Here is a 16,130-nt window from a genome sequence, read left to right on the forward strand (position 1 = left end):
GGTGTTCGCATGACAACCGGGGTACGCCGCAGGATGGGTGTCGAGGAGCGACGGCAGCAGCTCATCGGCGTCGCCCTCGACCTGTTCAGCCGACGCTCGCCCGACGAGGTCTCCATCGACGAGATAGCCTCCGCCGCGGGCATCTCACGTCCGCTCGTGTACCACTACTTCCCGGGCAAACTCAGCCTGTACGAGGCCGCGTTGCAGCGGGCGGCGGACGATCTGGCGGGCCGTTTCGTGGAGGCCCACGAGGGACCGCTCGGGGCGCGGCTGCTGCGGGTGATGCGCCGGTTCTTCGACTTCGTCGACGATCACGGGCCCGGCTTCGCGGCCCTGATGCGGGGCGGGCCGGCCGTCGGCTCCTCCACCACCAACGCCCTGGTCGACTCCGTCCGGCAGGCCGCGTACCTCCAGGTCCTGTCGCATCTGAACGTGCAGAACCCGCCGGCCCGGCTGGAGCTCGTGGTCCGCTCCTGGATCTCGCTGGTCGAGTCGACCGCGCTGATCTGGCTGGACGGCCGGCGCATCCCGCGCGGCGAGCTGGAGGTCCAGCTCGTGCACGACTTCGCGGCGCTGGCCGCGGTGAGCGCGGCCTACGACGACGAGGTGGCCGCTCTGCTGCGCAGGGGGCTGGAGGGCGAGCCGGGCGACGGCCCGTTCACCGACCTCGCCGTCCGGCTCATCTCGCTGGCCACCCCGCCCGCGCCGTAGGGGCGAGCACGGGAGCCCGGTCTACGCCTCGAACTTGCGGTACGAGGGGTCGAGGTCGCGGACCTCGGCGGAGGCGTGCAGTTCCACTCCCCCGGCCGGCTTCACATAGGTCCTCAGCAGCTCCAGGGTCGCCTCGGCGAGCTTCGTCCTGACCTCATCGGTCCGCCCGGCGAGCAGCCCGAGGGTGACGTGCACGACGGCGTGCCCGGCGGTGTCCGCGCCGACCACGGTGTCCTCGGTGCGGCGGAACTGCGTCTTGCAGGCACCGATCTTCGCCGCGGCCGTCACGACCACCTCGTCGTGCAGCGCGCGGGCGAAACCCTGCCGGTCGAAGGCGTCGTCGAGCGACGCGGAGTAGTCGACGGTGATCTGCGGCATGGGGCGCTCCTGGTCCGGGCGGGAAGGTCCCGAACACCCTAGCCCTGCCCGGCGACGGAGGCCGGGCAGGGCGGGTGCGGTCCCCGGGGCTCCGGGGTGCGGTCCCCGGAGCCCCAGCGTCGGTGCGGCTGTCGACTCCCGGCTACCGGGTCCGGGTGAACACCGCCACCGTCCGCGCCGGGACCGTGAAGGTGCCCGAGGTCCGCGCGTAGGACGAGGACTTGACGACGGGGTCCGCGCCCTTGGCCTGCACCGGGTGCAGCGCGTACGCCGCCCCGGCGAGGGAGCCGACCTTCTGTTCCTGCTTCTCCGGAGTCGCGTTGAAGACGATCACGAGGTCGCCGAGGCGCGCGGTGATCACTCCGGGGGTCTCGTCCTCGCCCGACAGCGGGAAGGACAGCTTCGACTGCACCTGCGCGGCCGTGGAGAGCGAGAAGACGTCCTCGCCCGTACGGATGCGCTGCAGGTCCTGGTAGGCGGCGGACGTGCCGTCGATCTGGGCGCAGCCGACCGAGACGGTCGTCAGCAGCGGTTTGGCGTAGGGCCACTTGGCGGCGTTGTCCGCGGCCGGCGGCAGCCCGCGCCCGAACCCGTTGCCGTCCTGGCAGTTCCAGTGGATGGCGTTGAACCAGTCACCGCTGTCGAAGGAGTTGCGGTCCAGGGACTTGGAGCGCAGCAGGTCGGATCCGGCCTGGGAGAGGGACGGTCCCTGCGAGAGGGTGGCCGTCGCCATGGCCAGGACCTGCATCCGGGCCCGGTCGGCGGCGCCGGTCGTGGCGGGCAGCTTGTACGTCAGCGCGTCGTACAGCGACTCGTTGTCGTGTGCGTCGGCGTAGGCGAGCGCGTCGCCCGGCGCCTCGGCGTAGCCGGCCGGCTGACCGTTGTAGTCGACCTCGGAGCCCGTGACCTCCTTGCCCGCGGAGTCGGTGAAGCGGAACGCGGCCAGGTTCCCGGTCAGGCCGACCTTGATGAGGTCCTGGTAGTGCAGCAGGCGGGCCTTCTGCTCGGCCGGTGTGCCGTTGGCGGACGAGGAGTTGGGGTCGGTGTACAGGCCGGACGCGAAGCCCTGGACGCCGGGGTCCTCGTCGAAGGGGCTGCCGCCGCGCACGGCGTCGCGGGCGCGGTCGGAGAAGGTCGCGATCCCGGTCCCGGCCATGTTCTTCTGGGTGGCCTGGACGAAGCGGGCGTCGTCGGCGACCTCGCCGAAGTTCCAGCCCTCGCCGTACAGGACGATCTTCCTGCCGTCGACGCCGTCCTTGGCGACGGTGAGCGCGTCGAGCGCCTTCCTGACCGCCAGGATGTTGGCCTTGGGGTGGTGTCCCATGAGGTCGAAGCGGAAGCCGTCGACCTTGTACTCCTTGGCCCAGGTGACGATCGAGTCGACGACGAGCTTGCCCATCATGGCGTTCTCGGGAGCCGTGCCCGCGCAGCAGGTGGAGGTGGCCACGCCGCCGTCGGCCATGAGCCGCTGGTAGTAGCCGGGGACGATCCGGTCGAGGACGCTGGTGTCGGCCTGGCCGCTCGCGGCGGTGTGGTTGTAGACGACGTCCATGACGACCCTGAGGCCGTCCTCGTTCAGCGACTTGACCATCTTCCGGAACTCGACCGTGCGCCCGGTGCCTTCGGGGTCCGTGGCGTAGGACCCCTCGGGGACCGTGTAGTGGTACGGGTCGTAGCCCCAGTTGTAGGCGTCCTTCGCGGCGGTCTTCGCCACGCACTCCTGCTGCTTCTCGGAGTCGGCCGGATAGGAGGCCAGATCACAGTCGGTGCTCGCCCGGTCGGCCTTCTTCTCCGGGACGGTCGCGAGGTCGAAGGCGGGCAGCAGGTGCACGTACGAGGTGCCGGACGCGGCCAGCTTCCTCAGGTGCTTCGAGCCGTCGCTGTTCCTGTCGGTGAAGGCGAGGTAGGTGCCCTTGTCCTTCGCGGGGACGGTCTCGTCCTCCACCGAGAAGTCGCGGACGTGCAGTTCCTGGATCTGCGCGTCCCGCAGCGGCACGGCCTTGGGCTTCTTCAGCGAGGACCAGCCGGACGGGGCGAGGGAGGGGGCGTCCAGGTCGACGACCAGGCTGCGCTCCGAGTCGGTGGTCAGGGCGACCGAGTACGGGTCGGTGACCTTGTTGGTGACGAGCTTGCCGACGGTCGGCGCCCACACCTTCACGACGTAGCGGTAGGGCTTGCCCTTCCAGGACGGCCTGCCCGTGACGGACCAGACGCCGGTGGTGTCGTTCCGTCGCATCGCGACGGTGGTGCCGTCGAGGTCGAGGTTCACCGACTGTGCGGTCGGGGCCCACACGGACAGGGTGGGGACTCCGTCGTGGAAGACCGGTCCGAGCCGCGCCTTCCTCGCGTCGTACAGGTCGTCCAGGACGCCGGCGGTCTGGACGCCGGTCGCCGCGAGCACGGCGCCGTTGGCCGCGCGTTGCGAGGCGACGAGCTGGCCGCCGAGCGAGGCCCGGACCCGGTCGCGGTCGCGCGGGTCGACCGACCACGCGGTGTACGTCTTCAGGTGCGGGAACGCGGCCTTCTGCGCGTCGGTGAGGGTGGTCTTCTCCAGCCGCAGCCAGCGTTCGTCGTCGCTGGTCAGCGTCCCGTCCTTGACAGCGATCGAGCCGTCGCGGGAGGACAGGAGCTGGGTGGAGACGGCGGCGTCGGAGCCGTTCCAGACGACCGTGTCCCGGTCGATCCAGACCGCCTTGGAGGTGGTCGGGTCGAGGGCGGCCGCACTGCCCGCGGGCTGCGGGAGCAGGTACTTCTCCTGGCCGCCGAGCAGCCACACCTCGTGGCCGTTCGCGGTCAGGTCGAGGGACTGGTCGCTGGGCAGGTCCTTCTCGTCGCCCTTGTGGAGGATGTAGCTGAGGCTGGTCGCGCCCTCGGCGAGCGGCACCTCGTAGACGGCTCCGTAGGCGTCGGTGCGCACCGGCTCCAGGGGCTTCGTCCAGTCCGTGGGCGTCGCGGCCCCGGTCCAGGTGTGCAGGCCCCAGCCCGTGTAGTCGCCGTCGGCGCGGTGGTAGTGCAGTACGGCCTTGGTCCTGTTCTGGGCGGGGTAGTCGGGCCGTTCGGTGAGGACCGGCTCCTTGCCCTGTTCGAGCCAGACCTCGCCGGTCTTCGTGACGTCGATGGTGCGGTCGGTGGCGACGTCCTTGTTGCCGTCCTTGTCGATGACGAGGAAGCCGACACTGGAGGCGCCCGGCTTCAGCTTGACGTAGGCGAAGGCCCCGTAGGCGTCGCGGCCGACGAAGTCGTGGCCGGCGGGCCAGGTCGTGGCCTCACCGTCGGCGAGGTCGCCCCAGGCGTACAGCCGCCAGTCGGTGTAGTCGTCGTCGGTGCGCTTGTAGTGGACGATCGCGTAGTCACGGGAGGTGGCCGTCGGGATCTCCGCGGCGGGCGGGGTGCCGGTGACCGAGGCGGCCGTGGCACTCGCGGTGCGGCCCGCCGAGTCGACGACAACGGCCTTGTAGCGCAGGGGTGTTCCGGCCGGTACGTCCTTGCCGATGGTCTGGGTGACCTTGTACGGGGCGTGGTCGGCGGAGCCGAGGGTGCGCCACGCGCCGGTGCCGACCTGGGCGGCGAAGACGACCCGGTCGAGCCGGCCGCCGGTGACGTCGGCGCCGATCTCGACGGTGCCGGTCGCGCCGGCCTCGGGGGCCTTCACGGTCAGCGTCGGCTTCGTCGCGGGAGCGGCGATCCGGCCCGCGGCCCTGAGGACGATCGCCGAACCGGCCGGGACCGTGACGGTGACCTGCTTGTCGGCGTCACTGCGCACGGAGGCGGAGGTGCCGTGGATCCCGCGGAAGTCCATGCCCGCCGAACCCGTGGCGAACGTGGCCGACTTGGCCTCGTCGGCGTTGTTCACGGCGACGACGTACTCGGTGCCGGACTTCGCGTCCGTGCGGGAGAAGGCGTACACGCCCGCGCCGTCGGCGGCGTAGCGCTCCGTCTGGACGCCGTCGGCGAGGGCCGGGTTGGCCTTGCGGAGCTTGGAGAGAGCGCTGATCTGGCGGTAGAGCGGGGCGTTCGTGTCGTAGGCGTCGCTCGCGTGGGTGCGGTCGGTGCCGATCTCGTCGTCGTCGAGGTAGTCGGCGACCTTCGAGGCGAACATCGTCTGCCGGGCGTCCTTGTCGCCGCCGGAGCCGGTGAATCCCTGTTCGTCGCCGTAGTAGACGACCGGGTTGCCGCGGCTGAGGAACATCAGCTCGTTGGCGAGCCTGTCCTTCCTCAGCAGTTCGGCGTCGGTCGCCTTCGGGTTGTCCTGGTCCAGGAAGTACCCGATGCGGCCCATGTCGTGGTTGCCGAGGAAGGTGACCTGCTCGTACGCGTTGGCCTTGTCGGTCGTGTACTTGTAGTCGTCCCCGAACACCGACGCCAGCTTCTTCGCGCTGCCGCCCTGGGAGGCGTACGAACGGGCCGCGTCCTGGAAGGGGAAGTCCAGGGTGGCGTCGAGCCGGCCCTCGGTGACGTACGGCGCGGTGACCGAGGTGTCGGCGGAGTAGACCTCGCCGAACATGAAGAAGTCCTTGCGGCCGTGCCGGGCGGCGTACGCGTCGAGGGCGGTCGCCCACTGCGTCCAGAACTCCATGTTCACGTGCTTCACGGTGTCGATCCGGAAGCCGTCGATGCCGAAGTCCTTCACCCACCGCTGGTAGATCTTCTCCATGCCGCTGACCACCTCGGGACGCTCGGTCCACAGGTCGTCGAGGCCGGAGAAGTCGCCGTACGTGGTGGACTCGCCCGCGTAGGTGGAGTCGCCGCGGTTGCTGTACATGGTCGGGTCGTTGAGCCAGGACGGGACCTTGGCGTTCTTCTTCTCGGCGGGCACCGTCGGCGTCCGCGGGAAGGAGTCGGTGTCCACCGACGGGAAGCCGTGGGCGCCGTCCGCGTAGTCGGCGTCGTCGAAGGGCCGGCCGTCCTTGGTCAGATAGGGGAAGGCGCCCTTGGAGAGGTAGCCGTAGGACTTCTCCCGGTAGTCGACGACGTCGGCCGTGTGGTTGGTGATGACGTCGAAGAAGACCTTCATGCCCTTGGCGTGGGCCGTGGAGATCAGCTTCTCCAGGTCCTTGTTGGTGCCGAAGTGCGGGTCGACCTGGGTGAAGTCGGTGATCCAGTAGCCGTGGTAGCCGGCCGAGGCGTCCTTGCCGGTGCCCTGCACGGGCTGGTTCTTGAAGATCGGCGCCATCCAGATGGCGGTGGTGCCGAGGCCCTTGATGTAGTCGAGCCGCTTCGTCAGGCCCTTGAGGTCGCCGCCCTGGTAGAAGCCCTTGTCCGTCGGGTCGTATCCGGTCGACAGCCGGGAACCGGTCAGTCCGCCCTCGTCGTTGGAGGTGTCGCCGTTGGCGAAGCGGTCCGGCATCACGAAGTAGAACTGGTCGCGGGTGGCGTCGTGCCGCGCGGGCTCGGCCGCGAGCTTCGCGTCGGACGGGGGTGCGGGCGGGGTCTCGGCCCGCGCCGCGAGGGGTTGCGCGAGCGATACGGCCAGTGCGGCGGCGAGGACGGCTGCGCGCAGCCTGGGGCGGCCGAAGCGGCGCGCCGACCCTCTCGGTATCAGGTCCACAGCAGTGAACTCCTAGCGATGACGGCGTACTCGGGTCCGACCCCGCGCTGCGTTCCGGCTTCGGTGCCGAACGCCCGCGTGACCGTATCGCTCACGCAAGGTTTACAGCAAGAGTCTTGCAACATGCGGAAAGACTTTTCAGCAGCTGGACTTGCCCGCGTAGATCGCGAGTGCTGTGTTGGCGCCCAGGGTTGCCGTGAACTGCCCCGAACTGTTCACCGTGACCTGCGTGTTGTTCTGCACGTTGCAGTAGGTGCCCGCCGCGAGGGAGGTCGTGTACGTCCGACTCAGCGACGAGGTCTCGTGGTTGATGGCGACGAAGCCCTTGCTGCCACGGCCGAAGGCGATGGCGTCGTTGCCGTTGTCCCACCAGTTGCTCAGCGCCTGCCCGCGGGTGGTGTTGCGGAAGGCGACCATCGACTTGATCTCCGGCCAGGCGTGCTGGCACTTCCAGCCGTCCTGCCAGCAGGCGTTGACGGTGCCGCCGTTGGGCGGTCCGGCGTCCGCGTTCGACCACTCGTAGCCGGAGTTGATGTCGGGGGCGCCGTACGGGTAGGCGAGCATGAAGACGTTGGCGAGGGTGTAGTTCGCGCCGTCCTTGTAGTTGAGCGTCGAGCCGTTGCGCTCGGTGTCGTGGTTGTCGACGAAGACGGCGGCGACGGAGCTGTTCAGGTAGCCCCAGCCCTCGCCGTAGTTCTTCAGGTAGGCGAGGTTCTCGTCGTTGAAGACCCGCTTGAGGTCGTAGGCGTAGCGGAACTCCTGGACGTCGCCGTTGCCGGTGTACTCGGTGGGCTGGACGGCCTCGCCGGAGCCGTAGATGACCTCCTGCTTCCAGTACGCCGACGGGTTGCTCAGCCGGGACTTGATGTTGGCGAGGTCGCCCGCCGGGATGTGCTTGGCCGCGTCGACGCGGAAGCCGTCGACGCCGTAGCCGAGCAGGGTGTTCAGGTACCCGGCGATGGTGGAGCGGACGTACTCCTCGCCGGTGTCCAGGTCGGCGAGGCCGACGAGTTCGCAGTTCTGGACGTTGGAGCGGTTGGTGTAGTCGCTGATGCTGGCGGTGCAGTCGTCCATGTCGTACGAGGAGTACAGACCGGGGTAGTTGTACTTCGTGTACGACGAGCCGCCGGTGCCGGTGCCCGAGCCGGCGGACATGTGGTTGATCACGGTGTCCGTCACGACCTTCACGCCGGCCGCGTGGCAGGTGCCGACCATGTTCTTGAAGGCGGTGGCGTCACCGAGCCGCCCGGCGATCCGATAGCTGACGGGCTGGTACGAGGTCCACCACTGCGAGCCCTGTATGTGCTCGGCGGGCGGGGACACCTGGACGTAGCCGTATCCGGCGGGGCCCAGTGTGTTGGTGCACTCCTTGGCGACCGAGTCGAATTTCCACTCGAAGAGGACGGCGGTGACGTCCTTGGTGCCGGGCGGAGTGGCTTCGGCGGTACCGGCGGGGAGGACCACCGAGGCGGCCATGCCTGCGGCCAGCGCGAGCGCGGTGGCAAGAGTTCTCTTGGCCATGTCATCTCCTGCACGTCGTTGTGCGGTGGGGGTGTGCGGGTGACCGGGGCTCCGGGGTGCAAGTGGGGGGCCCTGGAAGGAAGTTGCCCGGTAAATCAGTCGGGCGTGTGCCGGAACGTATCTCTTGCCAACAAGTTTCAGCAAGATGTCGTAAGAGATTTCAGGGCGTGAAAAAGCGGTGCCCCGGTCCTGGAGGACCGGGGCACCGCTCAGCCGTGGTGGGGCAGGGTCAGGCTGCCCACCACACGGTCGTGTCGGCGGGCAGCTTCGCCTCGCCGTTCCGCTCCACGGTCACCTCGCCGCTCGCGACGAGCACCCGGCCGTATACCGGCACGGTGACGGCCGCGCCGCCCGTGTTCGCGGTGCAGACGACGTCACCCCGCCGGAAGGCGAGGACGCCTTCGGGCGCGTCGAGCCACTCGACGGAGTCGCCCGCGCCGAGGTCGGCCCGCTCACGGCGCACCGCGAGCGCCTCCCGGTACAGCTCCAGGGTCGAGCCCTCCACCCCGGTCTGCGCCTCGATGCTCAGCTCCGCCCACTCGGCCGGCTGCGGCAGCCAGCTGCCGCCGTCACCGAAGCCGTACGAGGTGCCGGCGCGCGTCCACGGGATCGGCACCCGGCAGCCGTCACGGAAGCCGTCCTGTCCGGCGCCCCGGAAGTAGGCGGGGTCCTGGCGCACCTCGTCGGGCAGGTCGACGACGTCCGGCAGGCCGAGCTCCTCGCCCTGGTAGAGGTAGGCGGAGCCGGGCAGCGCCAGCATCAGCAGGCTCGCCGCGCGGGCCCGGCGCAGGCCGAGCTGCCGGTCACCGGCGGTGCGGATCTGGGTGCCGAGGCCGGGCTCGTTGGCGAACCGGGTGGCGTGCCGGGTCACGTCGTGGTTCGACAGCACCCAGGTGGAGGGGGCTCCGACCGGACGCATCGCGTCGAGGGTGCGGTCGATCACCGAACGCAGCTCGGCCGCGTCCCAGTGGGTGCCCAGGTACTGGAAGTTGAAGGCCTGGTGCAGCTCGTCGGGACGCACGTAGTTCGCCGTGCGCTCGATGGTCGGCGTCCACGCCTCGGCGACGAAGATGCGCTCACCGGAGTACTCGTCGAGGATGGTGCGCCACTGCCGGTAGACCTCGTGCACGCCGTCCTGGTCGAAGAACGGCATGACATCGTTGCCCAGCAGCTTCAGCTGGTCGTGGTCGCCGAGGTCCGGCAGGCCCTCCGCCTTGACCAGGCCGTGCGCGACGTCGATGCGGAAGCCGTCGACGCCCATGTCGAGCCAGAACCGCAGGATGGAGCGGAACTCGTCGCCGACGGCGGGGTGTTCCCAGTTGAAGTCGGGCTGCTCGGGCGCGAAGAGGTGCAGGTACCACTCGCCCGGGGTGCCGTCCGGCTCGGTGACCCGGGTCCAGGCGGGCCCGCCGAAGATGGACTCCCAGTCGTTGGGCGGCAGTTCGCCGTCCGCGCCCTTGCCGGGACGGAAGTGGTAGCGGTCGCGCAGGTCGGAGCCGGGGCCCTCGCGCAGAGCGCGCTTGAACCACTCGTGCTGGTCCGAGGAGTGGTTGGGCACCAGGTCGACGATGATCCGCAGGCCGAGTCCGTGGGCGTCGCGGATGAGCGCGTCGGCGTCCAGGAGGTTGCCGAACATGGGGTCCACGGCCCGGTAGTCCGCCACGTCGTAGCCGGCGTCGGCCTGCGGCGAGGCGTAGAAGGGGCTGAGCCACACGGCGTCCACGCCGAGGTCACGCAGGTACGGGAGTCGGGAGCGTACGCCCTCCAGGTCGCCCATGCCGTCGCCGTTGCTGTCGGCGAAGCTGCGCGGATAGACCTGGTAGATCACCGCGTCGCGCCACCAGTCGCGGTGCGCGGCGACGGTGGCGAGAACGGAGTTCGGGGCCTGGTCGGCGGAGTGCTGGCTCATGGCGTCCTTGATGCGATGGGTTCCCCGCGGCCCGGGCGCGGCCGGTCGTGCGGAGGAGTTCGGTGGGGGCGGCCCCTGCTCGCGCGGGACGCGGAGCACGGGCGGTGGAGGTCCGGGCCGACGAAGTCGGTGTGGGCGATGACGAAGTCGGTGTGGAAGGTGGGGAGATGAGGCGGCCGCGGTACCGGCGGGGTCGGATGGGCACCGCGGCCGCCACCCGCGCGCCAGGGGCGCGCGGGAGTCTTTCGGTGGCGGGCGTTCTGGGGCGTCCCGCGCGGGTCAGCCCTTCGTGCCGCCGGCGGTCAGTCCGGTCACCAGGTTCTTCTGCACGAGGTAGAAGAACGCGGACACGGGTATCGCGACCAGGACCGCGGTCGCGGCCATCAGGTTGCGCTGTGCGTCGTGCTCGCTGACGAAGCTCTGGAGTCCGACGGCGAAGGTGTACTTCGAGTCGTCCAGCATGAACGTGGAGGCGAAGGCGACCTCGCCGAACGCGGTGATGAAGTTGTAGAACGCGGCCACCGCGAGGCCCGGCTTGGCGAGCGGCAGGATCAGCCGGAAGAAGGTGCCGAAGGGGCTCAGCCCGTCGACGCGTCCGGCCTCGTCGATCTCGAACGGGATGGTGTCGAAGTACCCCTTGAGCAGCCAGGCGCTGTAGGGGACGGCCGTCGAGCAGTAGACGAGGATCAGGCCGAGGTAGGAGTCGATGAGCTGCAGGTCCGAGAGGATCTGGTACATCGGCACGATGAGCACGGCGATCGGGAACATCTGGGTGACCAGCAGGACCCACATGAACTTCCGGTAGCCGGGAAAGCGCATGCGCGAGACCGCGTATCCGGTGGTGGCCGCGACCATCACGCCGATCACCGTGGTGCCCAACGACACGATGAGCGAACTCTTCATCCAGTCGAAGAAGTTCGTGTGCTGGAGCACGAAGGAGTAGTTGTCGAACGTCATCGTGTCCCAGATGCGTCCGGGGTGCAGGTAGTCGTCCTTGTCCGGGCCGAGCGACAGGAAGACCAGCCAGGCGATCGGGAACAGCGCGACGAGGCTCGCGACGGTCAGGATGCCGTGGGAGGCGAGCGAGCCGGCGCGGCTCTGCTCGCCGCGCCTCCGGGCCGGACGCGGCGACGCGTCGGGGACGGGGGCCTCTTCGGCCGGCGGCGTCCGCAGGGTGGTGGTGCTCATGGAGACTCCCGCCTCAGATCGCGAGCTGCTGGTCATTGCGGTTCAGCCAGCGGCGGTAGAAGGAGGTGAAGACGACGAGGATGGCCAGCAGCAGCATGCCGTAGGCGGCCGACTGCGCGAAGTCGCGCGGCTGCTGTCCGAAGCCGAGGTAGTAGGCCCAGGTGACGAGGATCTGCGCGTCCGGGGCGGTGTTGCCGAACAGCAGGAAGATCACGGCGAACTGGTTGAAGGTCCAGATCACACCGAGGAGCACGACGGTGGAGCTGACCGACCTGAGGCCCGGCAGGGTGACGTAACGGAACTGCTGCCAGGCGTTCGCGCCGTCCATCTCGGCGGCCTCGTACAGCGTGGAGTCGATGGACTGGAGTCCGCCGAGCAGCGAGACCATCATGAACGGCACACCGCACCAGGTGTTGACCATGATCGCGGCGAACCGCTGCCAGAAGGTGTCCTCCAGCCACGCCGGGGAGGGCAGGTGCACCGCGTCGAGCATGGCGTTGATGATGCCGCCGTCGGCGAGCATGAACCGCCAGCCGAAGACGGTGACGAACGTCGGCACGGCCCACGGCAGCACGAGGATCAGCCGGTAGACGGTGCGGCCGCGCAGCTTCTGGTTCAGCAGCAGCGCGAGGCCGAGGCCGATGCAGTAGTGCAGGGCGACACACAGGACGGTCCAGGCGATGGTCCAGATGAAGTGCGACCAGAAGCGGTCGTACGACGTCGGGCCCCAGAGGATGTCCTTGTAGTTGTCGAGGCCGATGAACTTGTAGGTGGCGTCGATGTGGTTGACGCCGATCGTGCGGGCCGAGTTGAGGCTGTTGGCGTCCGTGAGCGTCAGGTAGAGGCCCCGTACCAGGGGATAGAGCACCAATCCGCCGAGTACGACGACGACCGGGGCGATCATCGCGTACGCGTACCAGTACTTCTGGTACGAGTGCTTCAGACGCTGCATCCGGCCGGGGCGCGGTGCTCGGTCACCGCGGCGCTTGCCGGTCGCTCGGTCGATGGCGACTGTCATGGTTCGACACCTTCTGCAAGATCAGGAGTTGGGCGCACACGGCCGGTGGCCGCCGGAACCGTTCCCCCGTCCGGCAGGGGTTCGGAACCGGCGGCCACACGGGCTCACTTGCTGAAGTCCGGGACCAGCTTGGCGATCGCCAGTTCGGCGTTGCTCAGGCCCTTGTCCAGGGACTCCTTGCCACCCGCGATCTTCGGCAGCTCGGTGTCGAGCGGGCCCCACAGCGAGCTGTACTCCGGCAGCGCCGGGCGCGGCTGGGCGGCGGAGAGCACCGTCTGGTAGCCGGCGATGCCCGGGTCGGCCTTGACCTCGGAGGTGTAGGCGTCGTCACGCGTCGGCAGCGTGGAGTTCTTGAGCGCGATGGTCGCCTGCGACTTCGCGGAGGTCATGAACTTCACGAACTTCAGCGAGGCCTCCTGGTGGGCCTTGTCCGAACCCGCGTACACGGAGAGGTTGTGGCCGCCGGTCGGGGCGCCCGCCTTGCCGCTGGAGCCGGCCGGGACGGTGGCGATACCGAGGTTCGACTTGTCCGTGAAGGCCGAGCCCTTGTAGAAGTTCGTGATCTCCCAGGGACCCTGGACGATCGCGGCGACCTTGCCGTTGACGAACGCGTCCTGGATGTGGGCGTAGGCGTCGGCGGTGGTGTCGGCCTTGTGCAGGCCCTTGCCGGAGAACAGCCCCTGCCAGGTGCCGTACGCCTTCTGCGCGGCGGCCGAGTTCACGGTGATCTTCTTGGCGGTGGCGTCGACCGTGTCGGTGCCCTCGCCGTAGAGGAAGGACTGCGCGTAGTAGGCCTGGGTCGAGCCCCAGTAGCCGTCGACGTCGGTCTTCGACTTGATCTTCGCGGCGTCGGTCTTCAGGTCGGCCCAGGTCTTCGGGGCCTCGGTGATGCCGGCCTTCTTGAAGAGCGCCTTGTTGTAGACGAGCGCGAGGGTGTCGGTGACCAGCGGGACACCGTACGTCTTGCCGTCGTACTTGGCCTGCTCGATCAGGCTGGGCTGGAACTTGGCCTGGTCGGCGAGGGCCGCGGTGCCGTCGAGCGGCAGGAAGAAGCCCTTCTTGGCGAAGGCCGGGGTCCAGCCGACCTCGGAGCGCAGGATGTCCGGGGCGCCCTTGGAGCCGGCGGCCGTGTCGAACTTGTTCTGCGCCTGGTCGAAGGGCACGTTGACGTACTTGACCTTGATACCGGGGTTGGCCTTCTCGAACTGCTGGGCCAGGGCCTTGTACGTCGGCGCCTCATTGGTGGCGTTGGAGGTGTCCCACCAGGTGATGGTGGTGGGGCCGTCCGACTTGTCGCTGCCGCTGTCACTGCCGCCGCAGGCCGTCGCCGCGAGGGCGAGGGACGCCACCAGCGCAGTGGCCGCTATGCCACGCCGCATGAGATCTCCTTGAGGGTGAAAGCCCGAGTAGGTGGGGATGCGGTCCCGCCCGATCCCCTTGCCGACTTGCCGACTGCGCCGTTGCGTCCGCCGGGCGACGTGAACGTAACAGCGTTGTAAGCGGCGCGAAAGACCTTGCAGCAAAAAAGTGCAAGAGCTGCCGAGAGTTACGGCGCCGTGACCTCCCCCGCACCGCCCCGAAACCCTTGTATGAGGCCGCTCAGCGGACTTCGGGGCCGCTGTGCAAGACTCTGCAAGCTCTTGCCATGGATGTCGCGCACGGGGATCATCGGGCCGTCAGCGCCTTGCAGGAGCCACCCTTTCCCGCGGCGCACGCCCGGGACGCCGATCCGACCGGAACACGAGGGAGCGCGATGACGCAGCAGCCCGCAGCGGGCCGTACAACCGCCCGCACACGGCGTCCGGTTGGTGGGCAGGGCGGGACACGACCGGTACAGTCCAATCCCGTGACCACACGGCTTGCCGACATCGCAGCCCAGGCGGGGGTCAGTGAAGCGACTGTCAGCCGCGTCCTGAACGGGAAGCCGGGCGTCGCCGCGACCACCCGCCAGTCCGTCCTGGCCGCGCTCGACGTGCTGGGCTACGAACGCCCCGTCCGTCTGCGGCAGCGCAGCGAGGGCCTGGTGGGCCTCATAACCCCCGAGCTGGAGAACCCGATATTCCCCGCGCTCGCGCAGGTCATCGGGCAGGCCCTGACACGCCAGGGCTACACCCCCGTCCTCGCGACCCAGACCCCGGGCGGCTCCACCGAGGACGAGCTGACCGAGATGCTGGTGGACCGCGGGGTCGCGGGCATCATCTTCGTCTCCGGACTGCACGCCGACACCTCCGCGGACATGCAGCGCTACGAGCAACTGCGCGGCCAGGGTGTCCCCTTCGTCCTCGTCGACGGCTTCTCCCCCAAGGTGCAGGCGCCGTTCATCTCCCCGGACGACCGCGCGGCGATGGCCCTGGCCGTCACCCACCTCGCCTCCCTCGGACACACGAGCATCGGGCTCGCGCTCGGCCCCAAGCGGTTCGTGCCGGTGCAGCGCAAGATCGAGGGCTTCGTGCGCACGATGCAGGAGCAGCTGGGTCTGCTCCCCGCGGACGTCGAGGAGCGACTGGTCCAGCACTCGCTGTACACGCTGGAGGGTGGCCAGGCCGCCGCGAGCGCCCTCATGGACCGCGGCTGCACGGCGATCGTCTGCGCCAGCGACATGATGGCGCTCGGCGCGATACGGGCGGCGCGCCAGCGCGGCCTGGAGGTTCCCACGGATGTCTCGGTCGTGGGGTTCGACGACTCGCCGCTCATCGCGTTCACCGACCCGCCGCTCACGACCGTCCGCAAGCCGGTACCGGCCATGGGGCAGGCGGCGGTGCGCACGCTGCTGGAGGAGATCGGCGGGACGCCCGCTCCGCACAGCGAGTTCGTTTTCATGCCGGAACTGGTGGTGCGCGGTTCGACCGCTTCGGCTCCGGGGGACCGGATTCGTCCCTGAGCAGGATGATCTGCGGGTTTACGGCCCGCCCTGGGCGTAGAAAGTGCGATTCGACCCCATCCGGTGGATGATCGGTGGTCGAAGGCTTTTCTGGCAGACTCTGCGCCTATGGGTGATACGACCGTGACGACACTGGAAGGCCGGAATGAGGCCACTCCACAACCCGTCGCGGAGGAGAAGGCGGGTCACAACCTCCTGCGTCGTGTGCGGGCCCCGCGTCGCCCCCGCCTCTGGTTCGAAATCCTGCTCATCGCCGTCAGTTACTGGACCTATTCGCTGATCCGCAACGCCGTGCCGGAACAGAGGCGCGAGGCGCTGCGCAACGCGGACTGGATCTGGCGGCTGGAGCACCACCTCGGCATCGCCGTCGAGGAGTCGGTCAACCACGCCGTCAACTCGGCGACATGGCTGATCATCGGGATGAACTACTACTACGCGACGCTGCACTTCGTGGTGACGCTGGGTGTTCTCGTGTGGCTGTACCGTCGCCATCCCGGCCGGTACGCCGCCGCCCGTCTCGCGCTCTTCGCGACCACGGCGGTGGCCCTTCTCGGGTACTACTTCTTCCCCCTCGCGCCACCCCGACTGATGACCGGCGGGACCTTCGTCGACACCGTCACGGTCCACGAGACCTGGGGGTCGATGGCCTCCGGCGATCTGAAGCACATGTCGAACCAGTACGCCGCGATGCCGTCCATGCACATCGGCTGGTCCCTGTGGTGCGGCCTGACCATCTTCGCCCTGGCCTCGGCCCCCTGGGCCCGCATCCTCGGCCTGCTCTACCCGGCGGCCACCCTCATGGTGATCGTCGCGACGGCCAACCACTTCTGGCTGGACGCGGTGGGCGGCATGCTGTGCCTCGCCTTCGGCTTCCTGGTGGCCCGCCTCTGGTACGGGGCGCTGCCCTACCGGCTGCCGCAGTGGGTCCCGGACACCGGCGCCGCGCAGAACCTGCCGGCGAAGACCTGAGGCCCGG

10 protein-coding genes are annotated in these 16,130 nt (G+C 69.2%); 3 read left to right on the forward strand and 7 right to left on the reverse strand.

Features of this window, described 5'->3' with window-relative positions:
- The first annotated feature begins 9 nt into the window (after positions 1 to 9).
- Positions 10 to 711, forward strand: a complete 702-nt coding sequence (locus AB0C62_RS12800; protein WP_362972304.1) for a TetR/AcrR family transcriptional regulator — start codon at positions 10 to 12, stop codon at positions 709 to 711.
- A 21-nt stretch (positions 712 to 732) separates the two neighbouring features.
- Here AB0C62_RS12800 and AB0C62_RS12805 read toward each other — a convergent pair whose 3' ends face one another.
- From AB0C62_RS12805 to AB0C62_RS12835, 7 genes are all read right to left on the reverse strand, one after another.
- Entirely contained in the window at positions 733 to 1,089 is a 357-nt protein-coding gene (locus tag AB0C62_RS12805) for a 5-carboxymethyl-2-hydroxymuconate Delta-isomerase (protein ID WP_362972306.1), read from the reverse strand.
- A 142-nt stretch (positions 1,090 to 1,231) separates the two neighbouring features.
- Positions 1,232 to 6,637, reverse strand: a complete 5,406-nt coding sequence (pulA, locus tag AB0C62_RS12810; protein WP_362972308.1) for a pullulanase-type alpha-1,6-glucosidase — start codon at positions 6,635 to 6,637, stop codon at positions 1,232 to 1,234.
- Between the two features lie 138 nt (positions 6,638 to 6,775).
- The gene (locus tag AB0C62_RS12815) at positions 6,776 to 8,158 is read right to left on the reverse strand and encodes an alpha-amylase family protein (RefSeq protein WP_362972310.1); all 1,383 of its coding nucleotides are present in this window, start codon (positions 8,156 to 8,158) and stop codon (positions 6,776 to 6,778) included.
- A 229-nt stretch (positions 8,159 to 8,387) separates the two neighbouring features.
- Positions 8,388 to 10,067 (reverse strand): glycoside hydrolase family 13 protein, encoded by a 1,680-nt coding sequence (locus AB0C62_RS12820; protein ID WP_362972312.1) that lies wholly within the window; start codon positions 10,065 to 10,067, stop codon positions 8,388 to 8,390.
- 279 nt (positions 10,068 to 10,346) lie between these two features.
- On the reverse strand, positions 10,347 to 11,255 hold the full coding sequence (locus AB0C62_RS12825; RefSeq protein WP_362972314.1) for an ABC transporter permease subunit: 909 nt from the start codon (positions 11,253 to 11,255) through the stop codon (positions 10,347 to 10,349).
- A 13-nt stretch (positions 11,256 to 11,268) separates the two neighbouring features.
- Positions 11,269 to 12,273: a sugar ABC transporter permease gene (locus tag AB0C62_RS12830; RefSeq protein WP_351427624.1), complete on the reverse strand. Its 1,005-nt coding sequence runs from the start codon at positions 12,271 to 12,273 to the stop codon at positions 11,269 to 11,271.
- A 104-nt stretch (positions 12,274 to 12,377) separates the two neighbouring features.
- Complete coding sequence (locus tag AB0C62_RS12835) at positions 12,378 to 13,652, reverse strand: extracellular solute-binding protein (RefSeq protein WP_081216868.1); 1,275 nt, start codon at positions 13,650 to 13,652, stop codon at positions 12,378 to 12,380.
- Positions 13,653 to 14,119: 467 nt separating this feature from the next.
- On the opposite strand from AB0C62_RS12835, the gene AB0C62_RS12840 reads away from it, so the two are divergent.
- Together AB0C62_RS12840 and AB0C62_RS12845 are read left to right on the forward strand one after the other, a co-directional pair.
- Positions 14,120 to 15,154 (forward strand): LacI family DNA-binding transcriptional regulator, encoded by a 1,035-nt coding sequence (locus AB0C62_RS12840; RefSeq protein ID WP_362972317.1) that lies wholly within the window; start codon positions 14,120 to 14,122, stop codon positions 15,152 to 15,154.
- A 108-nt stretch (positions 15,155 to 15,262) separates the two neighbouring features.
- Positions 15,263 to 16,123: a phosphatase PAP2 family protein gene (locus tag AB0C62_RS12845; RefSeq protein ID WP_362972319.1), complete on the forward strand. Its 861-nt coding sequence runs from the start codon at positions 15,263 to 15,265 to the stop codon at positions 16,121 to 16,123.
- Positions 16,124 to 16,130 lie beyond the last annotated feature (7 nt).

It is taken from the genome of Streptomyces sp. NPDC048643 (assembly GCF_040650615.1).
Lineage (GTDB): Bacteria > Actinomycetota > Actinomycetes > Streptomycetales > Streptomycetaceae > Streptomyces.

Coding starts and splice junctions, on each gene's coding strand:
- AB0C62_RS12800 (WP_362972304.1), top strand. CDS start 10: ATGACAACCGGGGTACGCCGCAGGATGGGTGTCGAGGAGCGACGGCAG.
- AB0C62_RS12805 (WP_362972306.1), bottom strand. CDS start 1,089: ATGCCGCAGATCACCGTCGACTACTCCGCGTCGCTCGACGACGCCTTC.
- AB0C62_RS12815 (WP_362972310.1), bottom strand. CDS start 8,158: ATGGCCAAGAGAACTCTTGCCACCGCGCTCGCGCTGGCCGCAGGCATG.
- AB0C62_RS12820 (WP_362972312.1), bottom strand. CDS start 10,067: ATGAGCCAGCACTCCGCCGACCAGGCCCCGAACTCCGTTCTCGCCACC.
- AB0C62_RS12825 (WP_362972314.1), bottom strand. CDS start 11,255: ATGAGCACCACCACCCTGCGGACGCCGCCGGCCGAAGAGGCCCCCGTC.
- AB0C62_RS12830 (WP_351427624.1), bottom strand. CDS start 12,273: ATGACAGTCGCCATCGACCGAGCGACCGGCAAGCGCCGCGGTGACCGA.
- AB0C62_RS12835 (WP_081216868.1), bottom strand. CDS start 13,652: ATGCGGCGTGGCATAGCGGCCACTGCGCTGGTGGCGTCCCTCGCCCTC.
- AB0C62_RS12845 (WP_362972319.1), top strand. CDS start 15,263: ATGGGTGATACGACCGTGACGACACTGGAAGGCCGGAATGAGGCCACT.